The following is a 15083-nucleotide window of genomic DNA, read 5'->3' as shown; positions in this document are numbered from 1 at the left end:
TGCGACTTCCCGCCGGATTCGGCCGGTATTCTCATTGCCTTCCGGCAACCGTGTCCCAGGCGGTGCGGCCGGCGCTTTGGTGGACCGCTGCGGTGCTGGTCGTGGCGTTGGTCGTCTACTGGATCGGGCCGCTGTGGGCCCGGCGTACGACGCTGGGGACGGTGCCCACCCAGCTTCGGGCCACGGTCGAGGACCTCATCGAGATCGCCGGACTCACCTCGCGCCCACCGAAGTTCGTTGTCGCGATCTTCGATGACAGCACGGATGCTGTCACCCTCCGCCGTCGGGGCCGACCGACGATCTGCCTCGGCGCGGGTCTGGTCAAAATGGAGTTGAGCAGGACCGGACAGAGCAGGCAGCAGCGACAGCCCGATATCTTCCGGGCGGTGGTGCTGCATGAACTGGCCCACGTCCACAACCGGGACGTCCTGATCGGATACGGTGCCCGTGCACTATGGCTGACGTTCGTCGTCGGTGTCGCCGTACCTGCCGCGGCAGTGCATCTCTGGTTGTCGACCGGCCTGGTCCCGGCGGATACCTACTCCCTGAACTGGCCGAGCGTTGCCGCGAACCCGTTGCGTGAGTTGGTTTTTCTCGGATCGCTGATCGTCACGGGCCATCTGATCTACGCGGGCCTGCAACGCACCCGCGAGCAGGTAGCCGATCACGATGCGCGTGTATGGGGAGCCGACCCCGAGGTGTGGGCGGCGCTCGAGGGCGGCACCGAGGCGCTGGCGGAGATCCGTCGCGCCCGCTGGTTGCCTCCCCTGCGCTGGACCGATGGAATTCGCCGCCCGATCGCTCTGATCGCCGAGGTCATGGACCGGATCCTCACCCGGCTCGCCGAGAACTGGCAGACACATCCGATGAGCGCCCGGAGATGCCGATGGCTGGCGGAATCCGGGTTCATCGATGACAATCATGGCAAGATCATGCCCAGCTTCCTCGCAGTGGGAGCGTGCACGCTGACCTGGGTCGGGATGAATCGCGTCTGGCCCGGGATCGAAGGCGTCCTGCGCGTCATATTGATTATTCTGGTCGTGCTGACACTCGCCATACTGTTGTCACTGAGCGACGGCATTTCCAAGGGAAAGACCCATCAGTGGAAACACTCCGCCGCCCGCGACCGTCACGATTTCCCCGATCTGCCGAACCTCGCGGACCCCGGCCGGCTCGATATGCCCTGGCGGTACCGCGACGAGGACAATAGATGGTTGCTCTAGGTTCGGCGGTGTCGTCAATCGAGGAAGCGCTGTAGTTCCGCGGTGACGAACCGGGGATTCTCCTCGATGAGCCAGTGCCCCGCGCGCGGCACGTCCACAGCTCGCACGATATTGGTCAGGCGTGAGGACACGGTGGCTCGAACCGCCTCGAGTTGCCCTTGGGCGGTCATCAGCAGGGTCGGGACATGGGTCGGTGCTGCCGCCATGGTGTCGCGGACGTCTTTGTCGAGGGCGCGGTAGAGCTCGAAGCCGCCCGCCAGGGCCTCGGGCCTGCTGTAAGTGCGTGCGAATTCGGTGATCTCGGCGTCGGTGAAGGGGGCCCGGTCCGAGGTGCCGCCGAATGCCGTTCCGCCGAAGGAGACTTGTGGGTAGAACAGGGCCAGGTACTCGCGGACGTCGTCGCCGATCACCATTTCGGGGACCCGCCGCTGAGTGTGGAAGGCGATGTGCCAGCTCAGTGAGCGGTATGTGGGCGCATCGATCGCGGGCCCGGGCAACGGCAGGTCGAGATAGCCGAGACGTGCGGTGTCGGCGGGGAACTGAGCGGCGTACTGGAATGCGACGGCGGCGCCGAAGTCATGGCCGATGACGCGGGCGTCGCGCACTCCGAGCCGGTCGGCGATGAGGGCGTGTATGTATCGCGCGAGGGTGGCCTTGTCGTAGCCGGTCGGTGAGCCGGTGCTGTCGCCGAGTCCGGGGAGATCGACGGCGTAGACGGTGTGGTGTTCGGCGAGTGCGGGCATGATCGGCCACCAGCCGTACCAGGTCTGTGGCCAGCCGTGGATCAGGACGACCGGCGTGCCGCTACCGCCGGTCACATAGTGCATACCGACACCGTCGACGTCGGCGAACTCGTGCCGAAAAGTCTCCTCGAACGCGGGGTCGCCCCGGGTGACGGCGGCGTAGGGGGCGACCTCGGGAGTGGTGGCGGAGCAGGCTGTGGCGCCGATCGTAACCAAGAGGGTGAGCGCGACGGTAGCCATCGCGCGTGCGAGTCGGAGGAGGCCGCGCGTCGGCGGCCGGGTCATGGTGATCATGTGGTCTTTCCTGGACAAGAGGTCAGCGGCCGGTCGCGCCGTCGATCAGTTCGCGGAGGATGTCCGCATGGCCGGCGTGGCGGGCGGTTTCCTCGATCATGTGAGTGAGTGCCCAGCGCAGGCTGGGAGCGGGGCTGTTCGGCCACGGCCGCGGGACAGGTGCGCCGAGGTCGGTGCACTCATCGAGGACTTTGTTTGCGCTTTCGACCGTTTGCCGGTAGCGGGCGACGACGTCGGCGACGCTGTCGGCTGGTGCGGCCTGGAAGGTCGCCTGCCAGCTGGTGACTGTGTCCCCCAGGAACGTCGAGCGCTCGACGAAAGTGAGGTGCTCGAGCAGTCCGAGCAGGTTCGTGCCCGACGGCACTGCGGCGGTTCGAACCTCCGGTTCGGCGGCGCCTTCGACCTTCGCTGTGATCGAGGTCCGTAGGTAGTCGAGGAAACCGCGCAGAGTTGCGGTCTCGCTGCTTCCGGTCCGGGGCGGTGGGTTGTCGCCACGGCGGTTGCGCTGGGAGGCGGTGGGCATGGTGACTCCTTCCGGAGAGCGGCTTCGGCGGCTGGTCAGGCGGTGCGGCGGATGAGCAGGACGTGGTCGGTGACCTCGGCGGTGCGCCCGTCCGGACCGGTCGCGATCCGGCGGGGTGCGTCAGCCCGCTCGACCGTCCACGTCGCCGGATCGAGCCCGATTCCTGCGGCGACCTCGTGCGGGGTCGGGTAACGCAGGTCGGGAGCCTGGTTCCATGACCACGGCGCGGTGGATCCGTGGTCGACGACCAGCAGCCGCCCACCCGAACGCAGCACCCGCGCGGCCGCGCGCAGGACGGTTGCTCGATCCATGGCGAAAGGGGTGTGCAGGTAGTGGGCGCAGATCAGGTCGAACCAGCCCTGCGGGAAGGACTCGCGCAGGTCATGCCGCTCGGCGACGATGCGGTCGCCGAGTCCGTGTGAGATGGCGAGGCGGCCGAGCCGCTCGACCGCGACGGCCGAGATGTCGATGGCGGTGACGTGCCACCCCTGGTGGGCGAGCCACAGTGCGTCGCCGCCGTCGCCGCACCCCAGGTCCAACGTGTTTCCGGGCGGCAGGCTCGAAATCATCTCGGCGAGACGGCAATTCGGCTGCGGGGTGGTGGCTTCCGGGCGGGCGGCGTAGACGCCGTCCCAGAATGTGACCGCATCGGTGGTGCTCATCGAGGCTCCTTGTGTCGGGACCCGCTCAGTCTCTCCGCGCCGGCCCCGATCTGGCACGAAATCTTGCGGTTCCGGCAAGATGAGTGCGTGGACCCCGAAACAAACGATGTGCTCGACTCGGTGGGGCCGCGGCTGCGTGCCCTGCGGCGCGACCGCGGCATCACCCTCGCCGATCTCGCGGTGCGGACCGGGGTGTCGGAGAGCACCCTGTCGCGGCTGGAGAGCGGGCAGCGCCGGGCGAGTCTGGAGTTGCTGCTGCCACTGGCCCGCACCTACGACGTTCCGCTGGACGAGCTCGTCGGCGCCCCGCGCACCGGCGACCCCCGGATCCACCTGAAGCCGATCCGGCGGTTCGGGATGATCTTCGTCCCGCTTTCCCGCCGGCCCGGCGATACCCAGGCGTTCAAGATGATCATCCCCGCTCGGCCGGAACCGCTGGAACCGACGCCGCAGACGCACGAAGGCTTCGAGTGGCTGTACGTGCTCAACGGTCGCCTGCGGCTGGTGGTCGGCGAACGCGACCTGACGTTGTCGGCCGGTGAGGCAGCCGAATTCGACACCTCCTTGCCGCACTGGCTGGGCAGCGCCGACGGCGGCGTGGTCGAGCTTCTCATCCTGTTCGGCCCGCAAGGGATGCGGGCGCACGTGCGGCCCGACTCCCCGCTGGCGCCGCACGGAGGTACTCAGCGGTGAGCTGCGCCCGCAACCGCGTGAGGTAATAGATCGACCGGCCGCAGCGCACGTGCACGCCTGCCACCTGTCGACGACCGTCGACCCAGACGGCGTTCGGCAGGTAATTCGGCGGTTCAGAACGCGTAGCGCACCGTCAACCAGGGCGTCCGCTGGGCAATGAGGCCGGTCAGCGTCTCGACCCCGGCGGCCTTGACGTTATTGCGGTAGCGCACGTTCCACATGCCCGACTGGGAGCGCTTGGCCTGCTGGATCTGCGGGCGCCACAACAGGTCCTCGGACTTCGGGTGCCAGCCCAGGTTGAGTTCGTGCAATTGCTCGTTGTGCGTGAGCATGATGATCTCCGCAGCGGCCTGGGCCTTGAAGGCGGAGCCCGTGCCGTCCGAGAGCCGCTCCAGCAGCTCCGTCCAGTCCTCGTCCCAACCGGGGCGGACGACCACAGGGGAAAAGTTGACGTGCACCTCGTAGCCCGCTGCCACGAAGTCGTCGATCGCGGCGATCCTTTGCCGAATCGGCGTGGTGCGCAGGTCGAGCAGCTGGGAGTCGGCCTCGGGCATGAGCGAGAACCTGATCCGGGTACGCCCGCGAGGGTCGAGGTCGAGCAGGTCGCGGTTGACGTACTTGGTGGCGAACGACGCCTTCGCGGTGGGCCACGCGCCGAACGCGGTGATCAGGTCGGCGACGTTGTCGCTGACCAGGGCGTCGACCGAGCAGTCGCTGTTCTCACCCAGGTCGTAGACCCACGCGTGGGGGTCGCACTGGTTCGGCACGGTTTTGGGCCCCTGCCTGCGCACGTGGCCTCCGAGGTAGCCGATGATCTTGTCGATGTTCGTGAACACCGTGATGGGGTTGGCGTAGCCCTTGCGGCGAGGCACGTAGCAGTACGCGCACGCCATCGCGCAGCCGTTGGACGTCGAGGGCGCGATCCAGTCGGCCGAGCGACCGTTCTCCCGGGCCGTCAGCGACTTCTTGACTCCGAGCACGAGGTCCTCGGTCTTGACCCGGATCCAGCGGTCGATGTTGCCCGCGTTGCCGTGCAGCTCGTCGATCTTCCAGTGCGAGGCGACGGTGATGACCTCGGCATCGGGGAAGCGCGCGCACACCTGCCTGCCGCGCGGGCTCGCCAGCGCGTCCGGTTCGGCCCACAGACGACGGACGTCCAGCAGACGAGGGCCCGAGGTGGGCCGGAAGGAGTCGGGAGCTCTGGCGGATCGAGTCATGACCTCTGCCTACTCCACCCCACCGACAGACAGGTGGGTGGCGCGACCCGGCGTGGGCAGAGCCACCACCCAGGCCGGTCGGTCGCGTCCGGGGTGGCTCATCGGTACTGACCGCAGCCCGGGAGGACCGATCTGTACCACCCGCGATCGGTGGCTCCTGCGCAAGGCTGTTCCCCACGCCGACGAACCGATCAGGAATCGAGAAGCGCCGTGCACCGGGCCCCAAATAGCGTGACTGCTGTGTGCATCACAGGTTTCTACGAACTTAGGAGACAAGGAATGAAATCGAATATTAGTTCGGTCCTCCTCGGGGTTCAGGACATGGACCGATCCAAGCGTTTCTATGTGGAGGGGCTCGGTTGGAAAATTGATCGGGACTATGGCGTATCGGTGTTCTTTTCCTCAGAAGGCGGTCCGCTGATCGGTTTCTACGGTCGCGACGGTCTGGCCGCCGAGATGGGCACGAATCCCGAGGGCAGCGGTTTCAGTGGGCTGGCCCTGACCTACGTGGTCCGCAGCGAGGCGCGGGTCGATGAGATTCTCAACGAAGCCGAGAAGGCCGGCGCCACGGTCCTCAAGCCCGCCGCAGCCACGCAGTGGGGTGGATACGGCGGCACCTTCGCGGACCCGGACGGCTACATCTGGAGCATCGGCTACAGCGCCCAGGCGGCAGATCAGCCGTACGCGGAATAGTCCGCCGAGATGCGCCGTCAGGCCCTGGCGGTACCGGCGAAAAGCCCACGGAAGAAGGTGGCCGACGCGACGGACAACAGCCTGTCATCCGTGGCGCGGCAGCGCTGACCAAGGCTCTACGGTGGAGAGATGACCGCCTTGGAATATCGGCATCTGCTGGTCGCGCGGGACGGTGACACGGTGCGCATCACCATGAACCGGCCGCAGCGGCGCAATGCGCTGTCGGGCGAGCATCTGGCCGAACTGCTCGCCTCCTTCCGGGACGCCGGCGAGACCGACGCCACCGGGATAGTGCTCGGGGCGCACGGCCCGGTGTTCTCCGCAGGACATGACTTCGCCGACGTCGCCGCGCGCGACCTGCTCGGTGTGCGAGAACTGCTCACGCTGTGCACCGAGCTGATGTCCACCATCGAGTCGGTGCCGCAGGTAGTGATCGCCCGGGTGCAAGGGCTGGCCACGGCCGCAGGCTGCCAGCTGGTGGCCTCGTGTGATCTCGCTGTCGCCGCCGAATCGGCCGGTTTCGCGCTCCCCGGCGGCAAGGGTGGCTGGTTCTGCCACACTCCTGCGGTGCCGGTGGCCCGCGCCGTGGGCCGTAAACGCCTGATGGAGCTGGCTCTCACCGGCGACCCGATCGATGCCCGCACCGCCGAACAGTGGGGCCTGATCAACCGAGCGGTGCCGGACGCCGAGCTGGACGCCGCGGTGGACGAGTTGCTCGCGCGCGCTACCCGCGGCAGCCGCGCCAGCAAGGCACTCGGCAAACGCACTGTCTACGGCCAACTCGACCGCCCGGAAGCAGATGCCTACGCTCTGGCCCTGGAAGTCATGGCCGCCGCCGCTCAACTTCCCGGCGCGCGCGAGGGGATGGCGGCGTTCCTGGCGAAGCGCCCGCCCGTCTGGCCGGATTAGCGCCCGCTGAAGCTTCCACCGGTTCGCCTGGAACGGTGGTCTGGCGGACAGCGTGATCACCGGCGAACGACGTCGAAGACGAAGCCCTCGATCGTGATTCCCGGGGCGAACGAGAACGCGACGCCCGTCGAGATCGGCTTGTTCGCCCCGGTCTCACCGGCTATCCGTTCGAGTACGAAGACCAGTGAGACGCTCGACATGTTTCCGTACTCACCGAGAACCTCCCAGCTCGTCGGCGAGGCTTCCGGCGGGAGGCCGAGCGATCGCGCGGACTCGAGCAAGACCTTCGGCCCGCCCGGGTGGATCGCCCACACATCGACGTCCGGTTGTCGCAATTCATTGCGGCGCAGAATGTCTCCGACGACGGGAGCAACGCCGTTGTAGATGTACTCGGGTACGTTCTCGGACAGCTCGCACGTGATGGCGTCGGAGTTGACGCCGACCGCGATGCCGTCTTGGGTGCCCTCGAACAGGTGGGTGAAGTTGTCACGGATGACGATCGTTCCGGCTTCGGCACGCTCTTCCCCTTGGTGCGCCCCGATGACGACCGCGCCGCAGCCGTCTCCGAACAGGCTGTAGCTCACCGCGTCATCGACGTCTTCGATGGGGACGGCATGCACCGAGTTGAGCTCGATGCACAGGACCATCGCCTTCTTGCCCGGGTTGGCCCGGACGAAGTCCGAGGCGGTGCGAATTCCGTTCATCGCCGCCGCGCAGCCCATGAAGTTGACCACCAGTCGGGCGACCGACCGGGGCAGTCCGAGGTCCTCGACGACCGCGACGTCGACGCCGGGCGCGATGACGCCGGTGCTCGTGGCGAACACGAGAAGCCCGAGGTCGGCCGGGTCGACACCGTCGAGCGCCCGCCGCGCCACATCCACCGCCAGTGGAACGGCGTGGCGGTAGAACAGCTGCATGCGATCCTGGATCGTCGCTGGTTCGCCGCTGGGCGCGTGATGTCGAGGATCCAGCGGGTCTACCGCGAATCGCCGGGTGTCGATCATGGTCTTGCGGAAGATGCGTCTGATCCGGGTCTGCTGCTCCGGATCGGTGAATCGACCAGCTATCCAGTCGGCTGCGACGGTTTGGTCGAGGACCTGGCTGGGCGCACCGGTCGCGATTGCTTCGATGACGGGTACGGTCGTCCGCGGCGCCGAGGGACTTCTGTGCTCGCGCGCGTGCGCAGCCGTGTGGGTGAGACGTGGCTGTTCGAGAGCGATTGACATAGGGCTCGTTCTTCCTCGCCTGAGCGATTGGGGATGAGTACTCCAATCATCGGTTAGCGAATGTCTGGCAAATAGACACCCAAGGGGTCCGTCTCCCCCACCCCCGGCGTCCGAGTTGCTCTCGAGTGCTATTCGAGCGCGCGCGGTCGAGCCCCGCTGACGGGGTATTCGCCGGGTGCGAATCTTCCTACTTGCCGTGCTGTCGGCGCACCATCTCGGTGATCCAGATGGGCGCGAACGGAGAGGTGCAGTTCGGTGGAGTCGGGTAGTCCTCGAGGACCTTCAAGCGCTCACCGATGTCGATCGCACGGGCGCGATGCTCAGCGTGCTCGATCCCGATCTCAGCCAAGCAGTGGTTCATCGCCCACTGCAGACGATCCGGGGCATCTTTCATCTCCGCCTCGATGACGTCGAGCAATCCCGCGAGGTCGAGGCCCTCGGGCTGCTTCGCAACGCGGTCGGTGGTCAGCGCCCACCCGGCACTCGCGACGACTGGATCCGGATCGGCGGACCAGGCCCGGCGCAGCTCCTCGGCATGCGGGTTCTTCTTCACCACGTAGTTCACCAGCCAGTCGTGCACCTTGGGTGTGCGCGCCTCGCGCAACATGACGTCCAACTCGTCACGCTCGAACGCTTTCGGGCGGCAGATCAGGATCGCCAGCAGTCTCGCCGCGGTGTCGTCGGTCTCCCAGAGCTCGCGCGCGAGATCCTGCCGCGTTTTCAGCTGCTTCGCGAGTGCGCGCAGTTTGCCGAGGTTCACACCGTGGTCGTCACCGTGTTTCTCGTTCACCGCGTGTGTCCTCGGGTCCTCGAGAGCGGCCAGCTCGGCCATCACCTCGGCCATCGTCGTCTCGGCCACCTCAGCCTCCTGTCCGTCGCGTGGGAGATTCAGCCTGGACAAAACCCTATCCGCCGCCTCGACCGCGGCGGCCACTCCGCTCGGCTCGCGGTGGCCCTCTGAGTGTGCTGCGGTCGCCGCAGACGCTGCGGCGAGACATGGATCGGCATGGCGTTTGCCATTCCGTGTGAGAATCAGCGGGAGAACGGCCGGTCTCTTCCGGGAACCACAGCGGCCGGACCTGCGGTGTCGCCGACGCCGCGGCTGAGCGACACAGGTAGTTCGATGCCCGAAACACATTCCGAGTTCACCCGCAGACAGTCCTGGGAGCGGATGACCGGCATTCCACTGATGGTGCTGGCCGTCGCGTTCCTCGGCGTCTACGCCTGGCAGGTGCTCGATACCGGTGCCTCACCGCGTCTCGACGCCTGGCTCACCCGGGTCGACGTGGTGATCTGGGCGGCGTTCGCGCTGGACTTCGTGGTGCGGCTGTGGCTGTCCGGGAATCGGTCACGGTTCCTGCGCACCCACCCGGTCGACCTGTTGATCGTGGTGCTGCCGCCGCTTCGCCCCCTGCGGCTGCTGCGGGCCGCCATGCTCGTGATCGGCACATTGAACCGGAACACGACGACCAGAGCCAGGCTCGCGGTGTTCGTCGGGGCCAGTTCGATACTCCTGCTGCTGCTGTGCAGTCTGGCGTTCTTCGACGCCGAGTACGGGGCCGCCGACAGCAAGATCCACAATTTCGGTGACGCGCTGTGGTGGTCGATGGTGTCGGTGACCACCGTCGGCTACGGCGACGTGTACCCGGTCACGACCGAAGGTCGTTTGATCTCGCTGATCCTGATGACCTTGGGCATCGGCCTGATCAGTTTCGCGATCGGCACCACCACCAGTTGGGTGATGGATCAGCTGAAGAGTGTCGAGGCGAACGTGGAGAATGCCGACCGGGAGCTCACCGAACTCGTCGCCGAGATCAGAGCCCTGCGCGCCGAAGTGGCCGCGCTGCGTTCCACTGGGGTGGCGCCGGATACCGTGCCGACCGAATGACCAGCGGATCACCGTGCCCTTGCTCACGGGTGTGTTCGTCCGACCGCCCGGACGCTCAGCGTGGTGTGTCGAGCGGCCTGTCCTGATCGCACAGAATTGTTCGGCACGGCAGGTCGAACGGTCGGCCGGTCAGATGGCGTCATCGACTTTACGTACCCGGGTTTCGTATGCCTGGACGGCTCGGCCGTCGGGGGTCGTGTAGGTCAGTACGGGCACGGGAAGGTCGGTGGTGGCATCCACCAGCTGGGAATGGGGTTCCCCTGGGGCGAATGCGTGGCCCTGCCCCCATTGGCGCAGACTCACGACGAGATCGAAGAGTTCCTGCCCGGCCTCGGTGAGGATGTATTCCTGGAACCTGCTGCCGTCGGAGGCGGGTTCGACGCGAAGTACGCCGATCTCGACGAGGCCGCGCAACCGGTCGCTGAGGATGTTCTTGGCCACACCTAGGTTGCGGTGGAACTGACCGAACCGAGTGACCCCGTCGAAGGCATCGCGAATGATCAGCAGCGACCACTTGTCGCCGATCAGATCGATCGTCCGCGCGACCGGACACGGCGGATCGGTCCATACCCGCTCACGCGCGCCGGTGTCACTCATCTCATCTCCCGACTTCCGTCCGCTACGTTCGGCCCTCGAACCCATGGTTGCATAAAACTACCAACATCGACATTATGGTTTTAAATTGAAACCATGATGTCCCGGCGAGTCGCTGCGGACCGGAATGTGAAGGCATGCGATGAGTCCGAGCGCCGACGTCGATACGGGCACGGTGGGGTCGAGCACGCGTCTGGCGACGGTGCTCGCGGTGGCCTGCGGAATGTCGGTGGCCAATGTGTACTACGCGCAACCACTGGTGGAACGGATCGGCGCGGAACTCGAGGTCGGGACCCGTGAGCTCGGCCTGGTGACCACCCTGACCCAAGCGGGCTACCTGCTCGGTCTGGTGTTGCTCGTGCCCCTGGGCGACTTGGTCGATCGACGACGCCTCATCGTGGGCCTCACCGCGGCTGCGGCCTGTGGCCTGGTGGGTGTCGCGGTGTCGCGGGACGCGGTCTGGTTCTTCGCGGCGAGTGCGCTGGCCGGGTCGGCGTCGGTCGTGGTGCAAGTCATCGTCGCCTACGGTGCGGCCGTGAGCGCGCCACAGCAACGGGGCCGGGTCGTCGGCATTGCGACCGGCGGGGTGGTGATCGGTATCCTGCTGGCCCGCACCGTATCCGGGCTCATCGCCGAGGTGGCGGGGTGGCGGGCGGTATTCACGGTGTCGGCCGCACTGATGCTGGGGTCGGCAGGGGCGCTGGCGCGGCTGTTACCGCGTGATCATGTCGCGCGGGCCCGGGTGTCCTATGCCTACCTGGTTACTTCCGTGGTGCGGCTGAGCGTACGCGAGCCGGTGTTTCGTATCCGCGGCCTGATCGGGTTGCTGATGTTCGCCGGGTTCGGTGCGCTATGGGGTTCGATGGCGCTGCCGTTGGCGGCGGCACCGTGGCATCTGTCCACCGGCGAGATCGGTATGTTCGCGATCGCCGGCGCGGCCGGTGCGCTAGGGGCGACCCGAGCCGGACAACTGGCCGACCGCGGCAAAGGGCAAACAGTCAGCGCGATCGCGCTGGTGCTGCTGACGCTGCCGTGGGCGGCGATCGCGGTGACGCCACACTCCCTGGCGCTGCTGGCAGTCGGGGTGATCGTCTTCGATCTGGCCGTGCAAGCGCTGCACGTGACCAACCAGCACCTGATCGTGAACATCGACCCCGCCAAAAGCAGCCGTCTGATCGGCAGCTACATGGTCTATTACTCGCTCGGCACCGGCGGCGGAGCCGTGGCCGCCACCACGCTCTACAGCATCGCCGGGTGGGGCGCCGTCTGCGCCCTCGGCGCAACCCTGTCCATATCGGCTGCGACCGTCTGGGCCGTCGACAGGCTGCGCCACCACCGGGCCTCCGCTTCGTGCGGTGTGGCCCCACCACACCCGGCTGTGGCCTGCGACTGACATGCGGGCCGGGTACGCCCCCGAAATCGGCTCCGCGCCGAATTCCGCGCATCCGTCACAGCAGTAGCGGAGGTGACGGTACTACCGCTTGGCGTAGTCGGCGAAGCCCTGCCAGTCGAGCATCACGCAGGGTTCATCTCCCACGGTCCATGCGTCGTGGCCGGGTGGGACGATCATGAAGTCGCCGGGCCCGTACTCCTGTTGCTCGCCGTCGTCCATGGCCACCACCATCCGACCCGAGATGCAGTAGCCGATGTGGGCCGCCTGACAGCTGTCGGTCTGGGCTATCGGCTTGACATGAACCGACCACCGCCAACCTGGTTCGAAGATCGCCCGACCTACCGGGCCGTGGTCCAGGTTGACGAGATCGACTCTGCCTTTGTCCTGCTCGAAAGGCCGGGTCTCCTCGGGTGATTCGAAACTCTGACGCACCAGATCGGACATGACCGTCCTCCTTCGAATGCGATCCTCCGATGGTGAAGATGTCGATCAGCCCGACAGCTGTGACGGGCCAGAGGATCATCGGACCCCCCGTCTTTTGCCGCAGTTACCGAGTAGCACTCATTGCCAGCGGCAAACGTCACGTTCGCACATACTCTGCGCATCCAGCGGTGCTCTGCCGAGCGGCCCGGTCACGGACACCGTCGAGCACGGCGTCGAGCATCCGGCCGAATTCCGCCACGGATCCGAAACCGGCCAGCCCGGGGGTGTGCGGGGCAGCCATCATCGGGCACTGCGTGGCGTCGATCGCACGCACGTCGCCGATCCTGTCGGATGCAGGGCGCGGCGCGTTGTACGCGCTACCGGCCGCGCGACTGCGTGAGCTGATCGAGGAGGTGCTCGCCGAGTTGGGCTTCCCCGGACTCGATACGCCGACACAACCATCCATGTACACGAATGGCTTCCCACCGAGACCGCACCCCGCGGCGTCGTCCGAATAGCGCATGGCATGGGCGAATACGCCGAGCGCTACAGCCACCTCGCCGAACGCCTGGCCGCGCGCGGGTACACCGTCTACGCCAACGACCACCGCCTCCACGGCCACAGCATGACGGGCATCCCCGGCGATCTCGGTGACAGCGGCTGGAATCTGCTTGTCGAGGACATGGCCGCAATGGGTGACTGCATCCGAGGCTTTGCGTCGACCGCCGCTGACTCGATCGGCGATTCACTGACGGGGCTCGGCCGCCTCGATCGACGGGACCTCTGGACGAGGCATGCGTCGGCTGGCCCCTCTGTTGTAGCCGCACCGCACCGGCCGGGGCTAGGGCCGCCGGGAATCATGCACTTGACGTTGACACCGTGACAAGGTCTTCACTGAGTGCAGGAGGTGGTCCCCATCAACTCGCCACACAGGAATTCACCGGACACGCGCCTGCTCGACGCGTTGGGCGCCGGAAACTCGTCGACGCGGCTCCAGGCAGCGCTGGCCGCTGGTACGCACCCCGACCCCGAGCTCATCGATACCCTCGTAGCACGGTGCGCGATCGAGCCGGACTTCTTCGTGCGCGACATGCTCACCTGGGCGTTGACTCGCTTCCCGGCGGAGATCACGGTGCCCAGACTCCGCGCGGAGCTGCGTTCCGAGCGCGCTCAGGCCCGAAGCCAGGCGTTGCATACGCTGTCGAAGATCGGGGACGCGACTGCGTGGCCCGCGATCACGCGGTCGTTGTTGCACGACGCCGACGACGAGGTCGCGCGCAGCGCGTGGCGTGCTGCGGTCGTCCTCGTGCCCGCCGAGGAACAGAAATGGCTGGCCGCGGAACTGGCCGCACAGCTCGGTCGCGGCGACCGGAATCTGCGATTGAGTCTCAGCCGAGCGCTCGTCGCACTCGGCGACGTGATCGAGCCTGTCCTGCAGACGCGACTGGCGAGCCTGGACCCGACGGTGCGTGCGCATGCCCGCGCCACCCAGCGACTGTCACTCGACCCGGATGCCGGTTTCGACCCAGACGTCGACGAGGCGAAGCGGATCGTCGCGCTGGGCCCGGAACGGGTCGAGGGAACAGCGTGCTGATCGGCGAGGTGGCGCGCCGCTCGGGGGTGAGCACCCGGATGCTCAGGCACTACGACAACCTCGGGCTGGTGCGACCGACAGGCCGTACCGTGGGTGGCTACCGCGAGTACTCCGCCGAGGACATTCGCCGGATCTTCCACGTGGAATGCCTACGGTCCCTGGGATTGTCGCTGCGACAGATCGGACGCGCTCTGGAGGATCCCGCCTTCACGCCGTCCGCGCTGGTCGGTGACCTCATCCGGCGCACCGAAGAGCGACTGAATCGGGAGCAGGAACTACTCGAGCGACTCCGGACGGTCGACGCCTCGGCACCCTCCGGCTGGCAGGACGTCCTGCGCATCGTCGAGCTGCTGCACGGGCTCAACTCGCCCGATGCCGCGCGCCGGCAGCAAACCGTCCTGGCTCCGGCCGAGGACGTGCCGGTTCCCATCGAGCTGCTGGCCGGAGCGGTCCTCGCCGAATCGGATCCGAATGTCGCCGGCGCCCTCCGGTGGGCCCTCGCGCGGGCAGGCGGTGACGGTGCGGCGAGCGTGGCGTCCGGCCTGTACTCGGAGAACGTCGACATCCGACGGCGCGCCGTCCTGGCGATCGCCGAGATGTCCGGTGCCGAAGCGACCGCGTTGCTCGCGGACGCACTCGGGGACTCCGACCCGACGGTGCGCGGGCATGCTGGTCTGGCGCTGGGTAAGCGCGGCGCGACCGCGGCCGTGCCGACACTCGTCGGCATGGTGGTGGAGGGGACGAGCGACGTCGAGGCGGCCGAGGTCCTGGGAACATTGGCACTGGATCCCGGGCTCGCGGACCGGATCATGAGTGCGCTGGTCGACGAGCTCGCCGCACACGCAGCGGACTCCACAGTGCGGATACGCCTGGCCCAGGCCTTCGCCGAGATGCCGGGAACCATCGCGCTGAGCGTCCTGCGGCAATTGGCCCACGACGATGATCGGGCTGTCGCCCTCATCGCGGCGGCCCTCGCGGGAGTGATCGAAGAACGGTCCGACCACTGAA

Annotated in this window: 18 protein-coding genes; 9 read left to right on the top strand and 9 right to left on the bottom strand. The window is 67.2% G+C overall.

Translation table 11 applies throughout. The features are described from left to right. The first annotated feature begins 50 nt into the window (after window positions 1-50). Entirely contained in the window at window positions 51-1223 is a 1173-nt protein-coding gene (locus LTT66_RS30790) for a M48 family metalloprotease (protein ID WP_233062046.1), read from the top strand. Between the two features lie 14 nt (window positions 1224-1237). Here the strand turns inward: LTT66_RS30790 and LTT66_RS30785 are convergent, their stop codons facing one another. From LTT66_RS30785 to LTT66_RS30775, 3 genes are read right to left on the bottom strand one after another with little or no spacing between them, the layout of a single operon-like run. Further along, window positions 1238-2260 (bottom strand): alpha/beta fold hydrolase, encoded by a 1023-nt coding sequence (locus LTT66_RS30785; RefSeq protein WP_233062045.1) that lies wholly within the window; start codon window positions 2258-2260, stop codon window positions 1238-1240. A 22-nt stretch (window positions 2261-2282) separates the two neighbouring features. After that, window positions 2283-2783 (bottom strand): DinB family protein, encoded by a 501-nt coding sequence (locus tag LTT66_RS30780; RefSeq protein ID WP_233062044.1) that lies wholly within the window; start codon window positions 2781-2783, stop codon window positions 2283-2285. Window positions 2784-2818: 35 nt separating this feature from the next. After that, on the bottom strand, window positions 2819-3445 hold the full coding sequence (locus LTT66_RS30775; protein ID WP_233062043.1) for a class I SAM-dependent methyltransferase: 627 nt from the start codon (window positions 3443-3445) through the stop codon (window positions 2819-2821). Between the two features lie 87 nt (window positions 3446-3532). Here LTT66_RS30775 and LTT66_RS30770 point away from each other — a divergent pair, with 87 nt between their 5' ends. Next, on the top strand, window positions 3533-4138 hold the full coding sequence (locus LTT66_RS30770) for a helix-turn-helix domain-containing protein (RefSeq protein WP_233062042.1): 606 nt from the start codon (window positions 3533-3535) through the stop codon (window positions 4136-4138). A 113-nt stretch (window positions 4139-4251) separates the two neighbouring features. On the opposite strand, the gene LTT66_RS30765 is transcribed toward LTT66_RS30770, so the two are convergent. Further along, on the bottom strand, window positions 4252-5355 hold the full coding sequence (locus tag LTT66_RS30765) for a spore photoproduct lyase family protein (protein ID WP_233062041.1): 1104 nt from the start codon (window positions 5353-5355) through the stop codon (window positions 4252-4254). Between the two features lie 279 nt (window positions 5356-5634). Here LTT66_RS30765 and LTT66_RS30760 point away from each other — a divergent pair, with 279 nt between their 5' ends. Both LTT66_RS30760 and LTT66_RS30755 read left to right on the top strand, forming a co-directional pair. Further along, window positions 5635-6048 (top strand): VOC family protein, encoded by a 414-nt coding sequence (locus tag LTT66_RS30760; RefSeq protein WP_233062040.1) that lies wholly within the window; start codon window positions 5635-5637, stop codon window positions 6046-6048. 129 nt (window positions 6049-6177) lie between these two features. Beyond that, a complete protein-coding gene (locus LTT66_RS30755) occupies window positions 6178-6957 on the top strand; it encodes an enoyl-CoA hydratase-related protein (RefSeq protein WP_233062039.1) in 780 nt (259 codons plus the stop codon). Between the two features lie 56 nt (window positions 6958-7013). Here LTT66_RS30755 and LTT66_RS30750 read toward each other — a convergent pair whose 3' ends face one another. Together LTT66_RS30750 and LTT66_RS30745 are read right to left on the bottom strand one after the other, a co-directional pair. Continuing rightward, window positions 7014-8183 carry a type III polyketide synthase gene (locus tag LTT66_RS30750; protein WP_233062038.1) on the bottom strand — a complete coding sequence of 390 codons (1170 nt, stop codon included), beginning with the start codon at window positions 8181-8183 and terminating at the stop codon, window positions 7014-7016. Window positions 8184-8370: 187 nt separating this feature from the next. Next, complete coding sequence (locus LTT66_RS30745; protein WP_233069452.1) at window positions 8371-9027, bottom strand: DNA alkylation repair protein; 657 nt, start codon at window positions 9025-9027, stop codon at window positions 8371-8373. 279 nt (window positions 9028-9306) lie between these two features. Here LTT66_RS30745 and LTT66_RS30740 point away from each other — a divergent pair, with 279 nt between their 5' ends. Next, entirely contained in the window at window positions 9307-10071 is a 765-nt protein-coding gene (locus tag LTT66_RS30740; protein WP_233062037.1) for a potassium channel family protein, read from the top strand. 129 nt (window positions 10072-10200) lie between these two features. Here the strand turns inward: LTT66_RS30740 and LTT66_RS30735 are convergent, their stop codons facing one another. After that, a complete protein-coding gene (locus tag LTT66_RS30735; RefSeq protein ID WP_233062036.1) occupies window positions 10201-10668 on the bottom strand; it encodes a winged helix-turn-helix transcriptional regulator in 468 nt (155 codons plus the stop codon). A 139-nt stretch (window positions 10669-10807) separates the two neighbouring features. Here LTT66_RS30735 and LTT66_RS30730 point away from each other — a divergent pair, with 139 nt between their 5' ends. Beyond that, entirely contained in the window at window positions 10808-12058 is a 1251-nt protein-coding gene (locus LTT66_RS30730) for an MFS transporter (protein WP_233062035.1), read from the top strand. An 81-nt stretch (window positions 12059-12139) separates the two neighbouring features. Here the strand turns inward: LTT66_RS30730 and LTT66_RS30725 are convergent, their stop codons facing one another. Together LTT66_RS30725 and LTT66_RS30720 are read right to left on the bottom strand one after the other, a co-directional pair. After that, entirely contained in the window at window positions 12140-12502 is a 363-nt protein-coding gene (locus LTT66_RS30725) for a cupin domain-containing protein (protein WP_195100176.1), read from the bottom strand. A 136-nt stretch (window positions 12503-12638) separates the two neighbouring features. Further along, window positions 12639-12815, bottom strand: a complete 177-nt coding sequence (locus LTT66_RS30720; protein ID WP_233062034.1) for a hypothetical protein — start codon at window positions 12813-12815, stop codon at window positions 12639-12641. A 192-nt stretch (window positions 12816-13007) separates the two neighbouring features. Here LTT66_RS30720 and LTT66_RS30715 point away from each other — a divergent pair, with 192 nt between their 5' ends. Genes LTT66_RS30715 through LTT66_RS30705 form a run of 3 tightly spaced genes read left to right on the top strand, consistent with a single transcriptional unit; the run spans window position 13008 to window position 15082 of the window. Then, a complete protein-coding gene (locus LTT66_RS30715; RefSeq protein ID WP_233062033.1) occupies window positions 13008-13364 on the top strand; it encodes a serine aminopeptidase domain-containing protein in 357 nt (118 codons plus the stop codon). Window positions 13365-13388: 24 nt separating this feature from the next. After that, window positions 13389-14075, top strand: a complete 687-nt coding sequence (locus LTT66_RS30710; protein ID WP_233069451.1) for a HEAT repeat domain-containing protein — start codon at window positions 13389-13391, stop codon at window positions 14073-14075. Next, window positions 14069-15082: a MerR family transcriptional regulator gene (locus LTT66_RS30705; protein WP_233062032.1), complete on the top strand. Its 1014-nt coding sequence runs from the start codon at window positions 14069-14071 to the stop codon at window positions 15080-15082. The genes LTT66_RS30710 and LTT66_RS30705 overlap by 7 nt, the downstream gene beginning before the upstream one ends. Window position 15083 lies beyond the last annotated feature (1 nt).

The organism is Nocardia gipuzkoensis (assembly GCF_021183645.1).
In the GTDB taxonomy this organism is placed as follows: Bacteria; Actinomycetota; Actinomycetes; order Mycobacteriales; family Mycobacteriaceae; genus Nocardia; species Nocardia abscessus.
The sequence above is the reverse complement of the archived record's forward strand: the minus strand, read 5'-3'. Positions and strand labels throughout refer to the sequence as shown.

Excerpts from the sequence above, each read along its gene's own strand:
- LTT66_RS30785 (WP_233062045.1), bottom strand. The coding sequence starts at position 2,260 with ATGATCACCATGACCCGGCCGCCGACGCGCGGCCTCCTCCGACTCGCA.
- LTT66_RS30780 (WP_233062044.1), bottom strand. The coding sequence starts at position 2,783 with ATGCCCACCGCCTCCCAGCGCAACCGCCGTGGCGACAACCCACCGCCC.
- LTT66_RS30775 (WP_233062043.1), bottom strand. The coding sequence starts at position 3,445 with ATGAGCACCACCGATGCGGTCACATTCTGGGACGGCGTCTACGCCGCC.
- LTT66_RS30765 (WP_233062041.1), bottom strand. The coding sequence starts at position 5,355 with ATGACTCGATCCGCCAGAGCTCCCGACTCCTTCCGGCCCACCTCGGGC.
- LTT66_RS30760 (WP_233062040.1), top strand. The coding sequence starts at position 5,635 with ATGAAATCGAATATTAGTTCGGTCCTCCTCGGGGTTCAGGACATGGAC.
- LTT66_RS30755 (WP_233062039.1), top strand. The coding sequence starts at position 6,178 with ATGACCGCCTTGGAATATCGGCATCTGCTGGTCGCGCGGGACGGTGAC.
- LTT66_RS30750 (WP_233062038.1), bottom strand. The coding sequence starts at position 8,183 with ATGTCAATCGCTCTCGAACAGCCACGTCTCACCCACACGGCTGCGCAC.
- LTT66_RS30745 (WP_233069452.1), bottom strand. The coding sequence starts at position 9,027 with ATGGCCGAGGTGATGGCCGAGCTGGCCGCTCTCGAGGACCCGAGGACA.
- LTT66_RS30740 (WP_233062037.1), top strand. The coding sequence starts at position 9,307 with ATGCCCGAAACACATTCCGAGTTCACCCGCAGACAGTCCTGGGAGCGG.
- LTT66_RS30735 (WP_233062036.1), bottom strand. The coding sequence starts at position 10,668 with ATGAGTGACACCGGCGCGCGTGAGCGGGTATGGACCGATCCGCCGTGT.
- LTT66_RS30730 (WP_233062035.1), top strand. The coding sequence starts at position 10,808 with ATGAGTCCGAGCGCCGACGTCGATACGGGCACGGTGGGGTCGAGCACG.
- LTT66_RS30725 (WP_195100176.1), bottom strand. The coding sequence starts at position 12,502 with ATGTCCGATCTGGTGCGTCAGAGTTTCGAATCACCCGAGGAGACCCGG.
- LTT66_RS30715 (WP_233062033.1), top strand. The coding sequence starts at position 13,008 with ATGGGCGAATACGCCGAGCGCTACAGCCACCTCGCCGAACGCCTGGCC.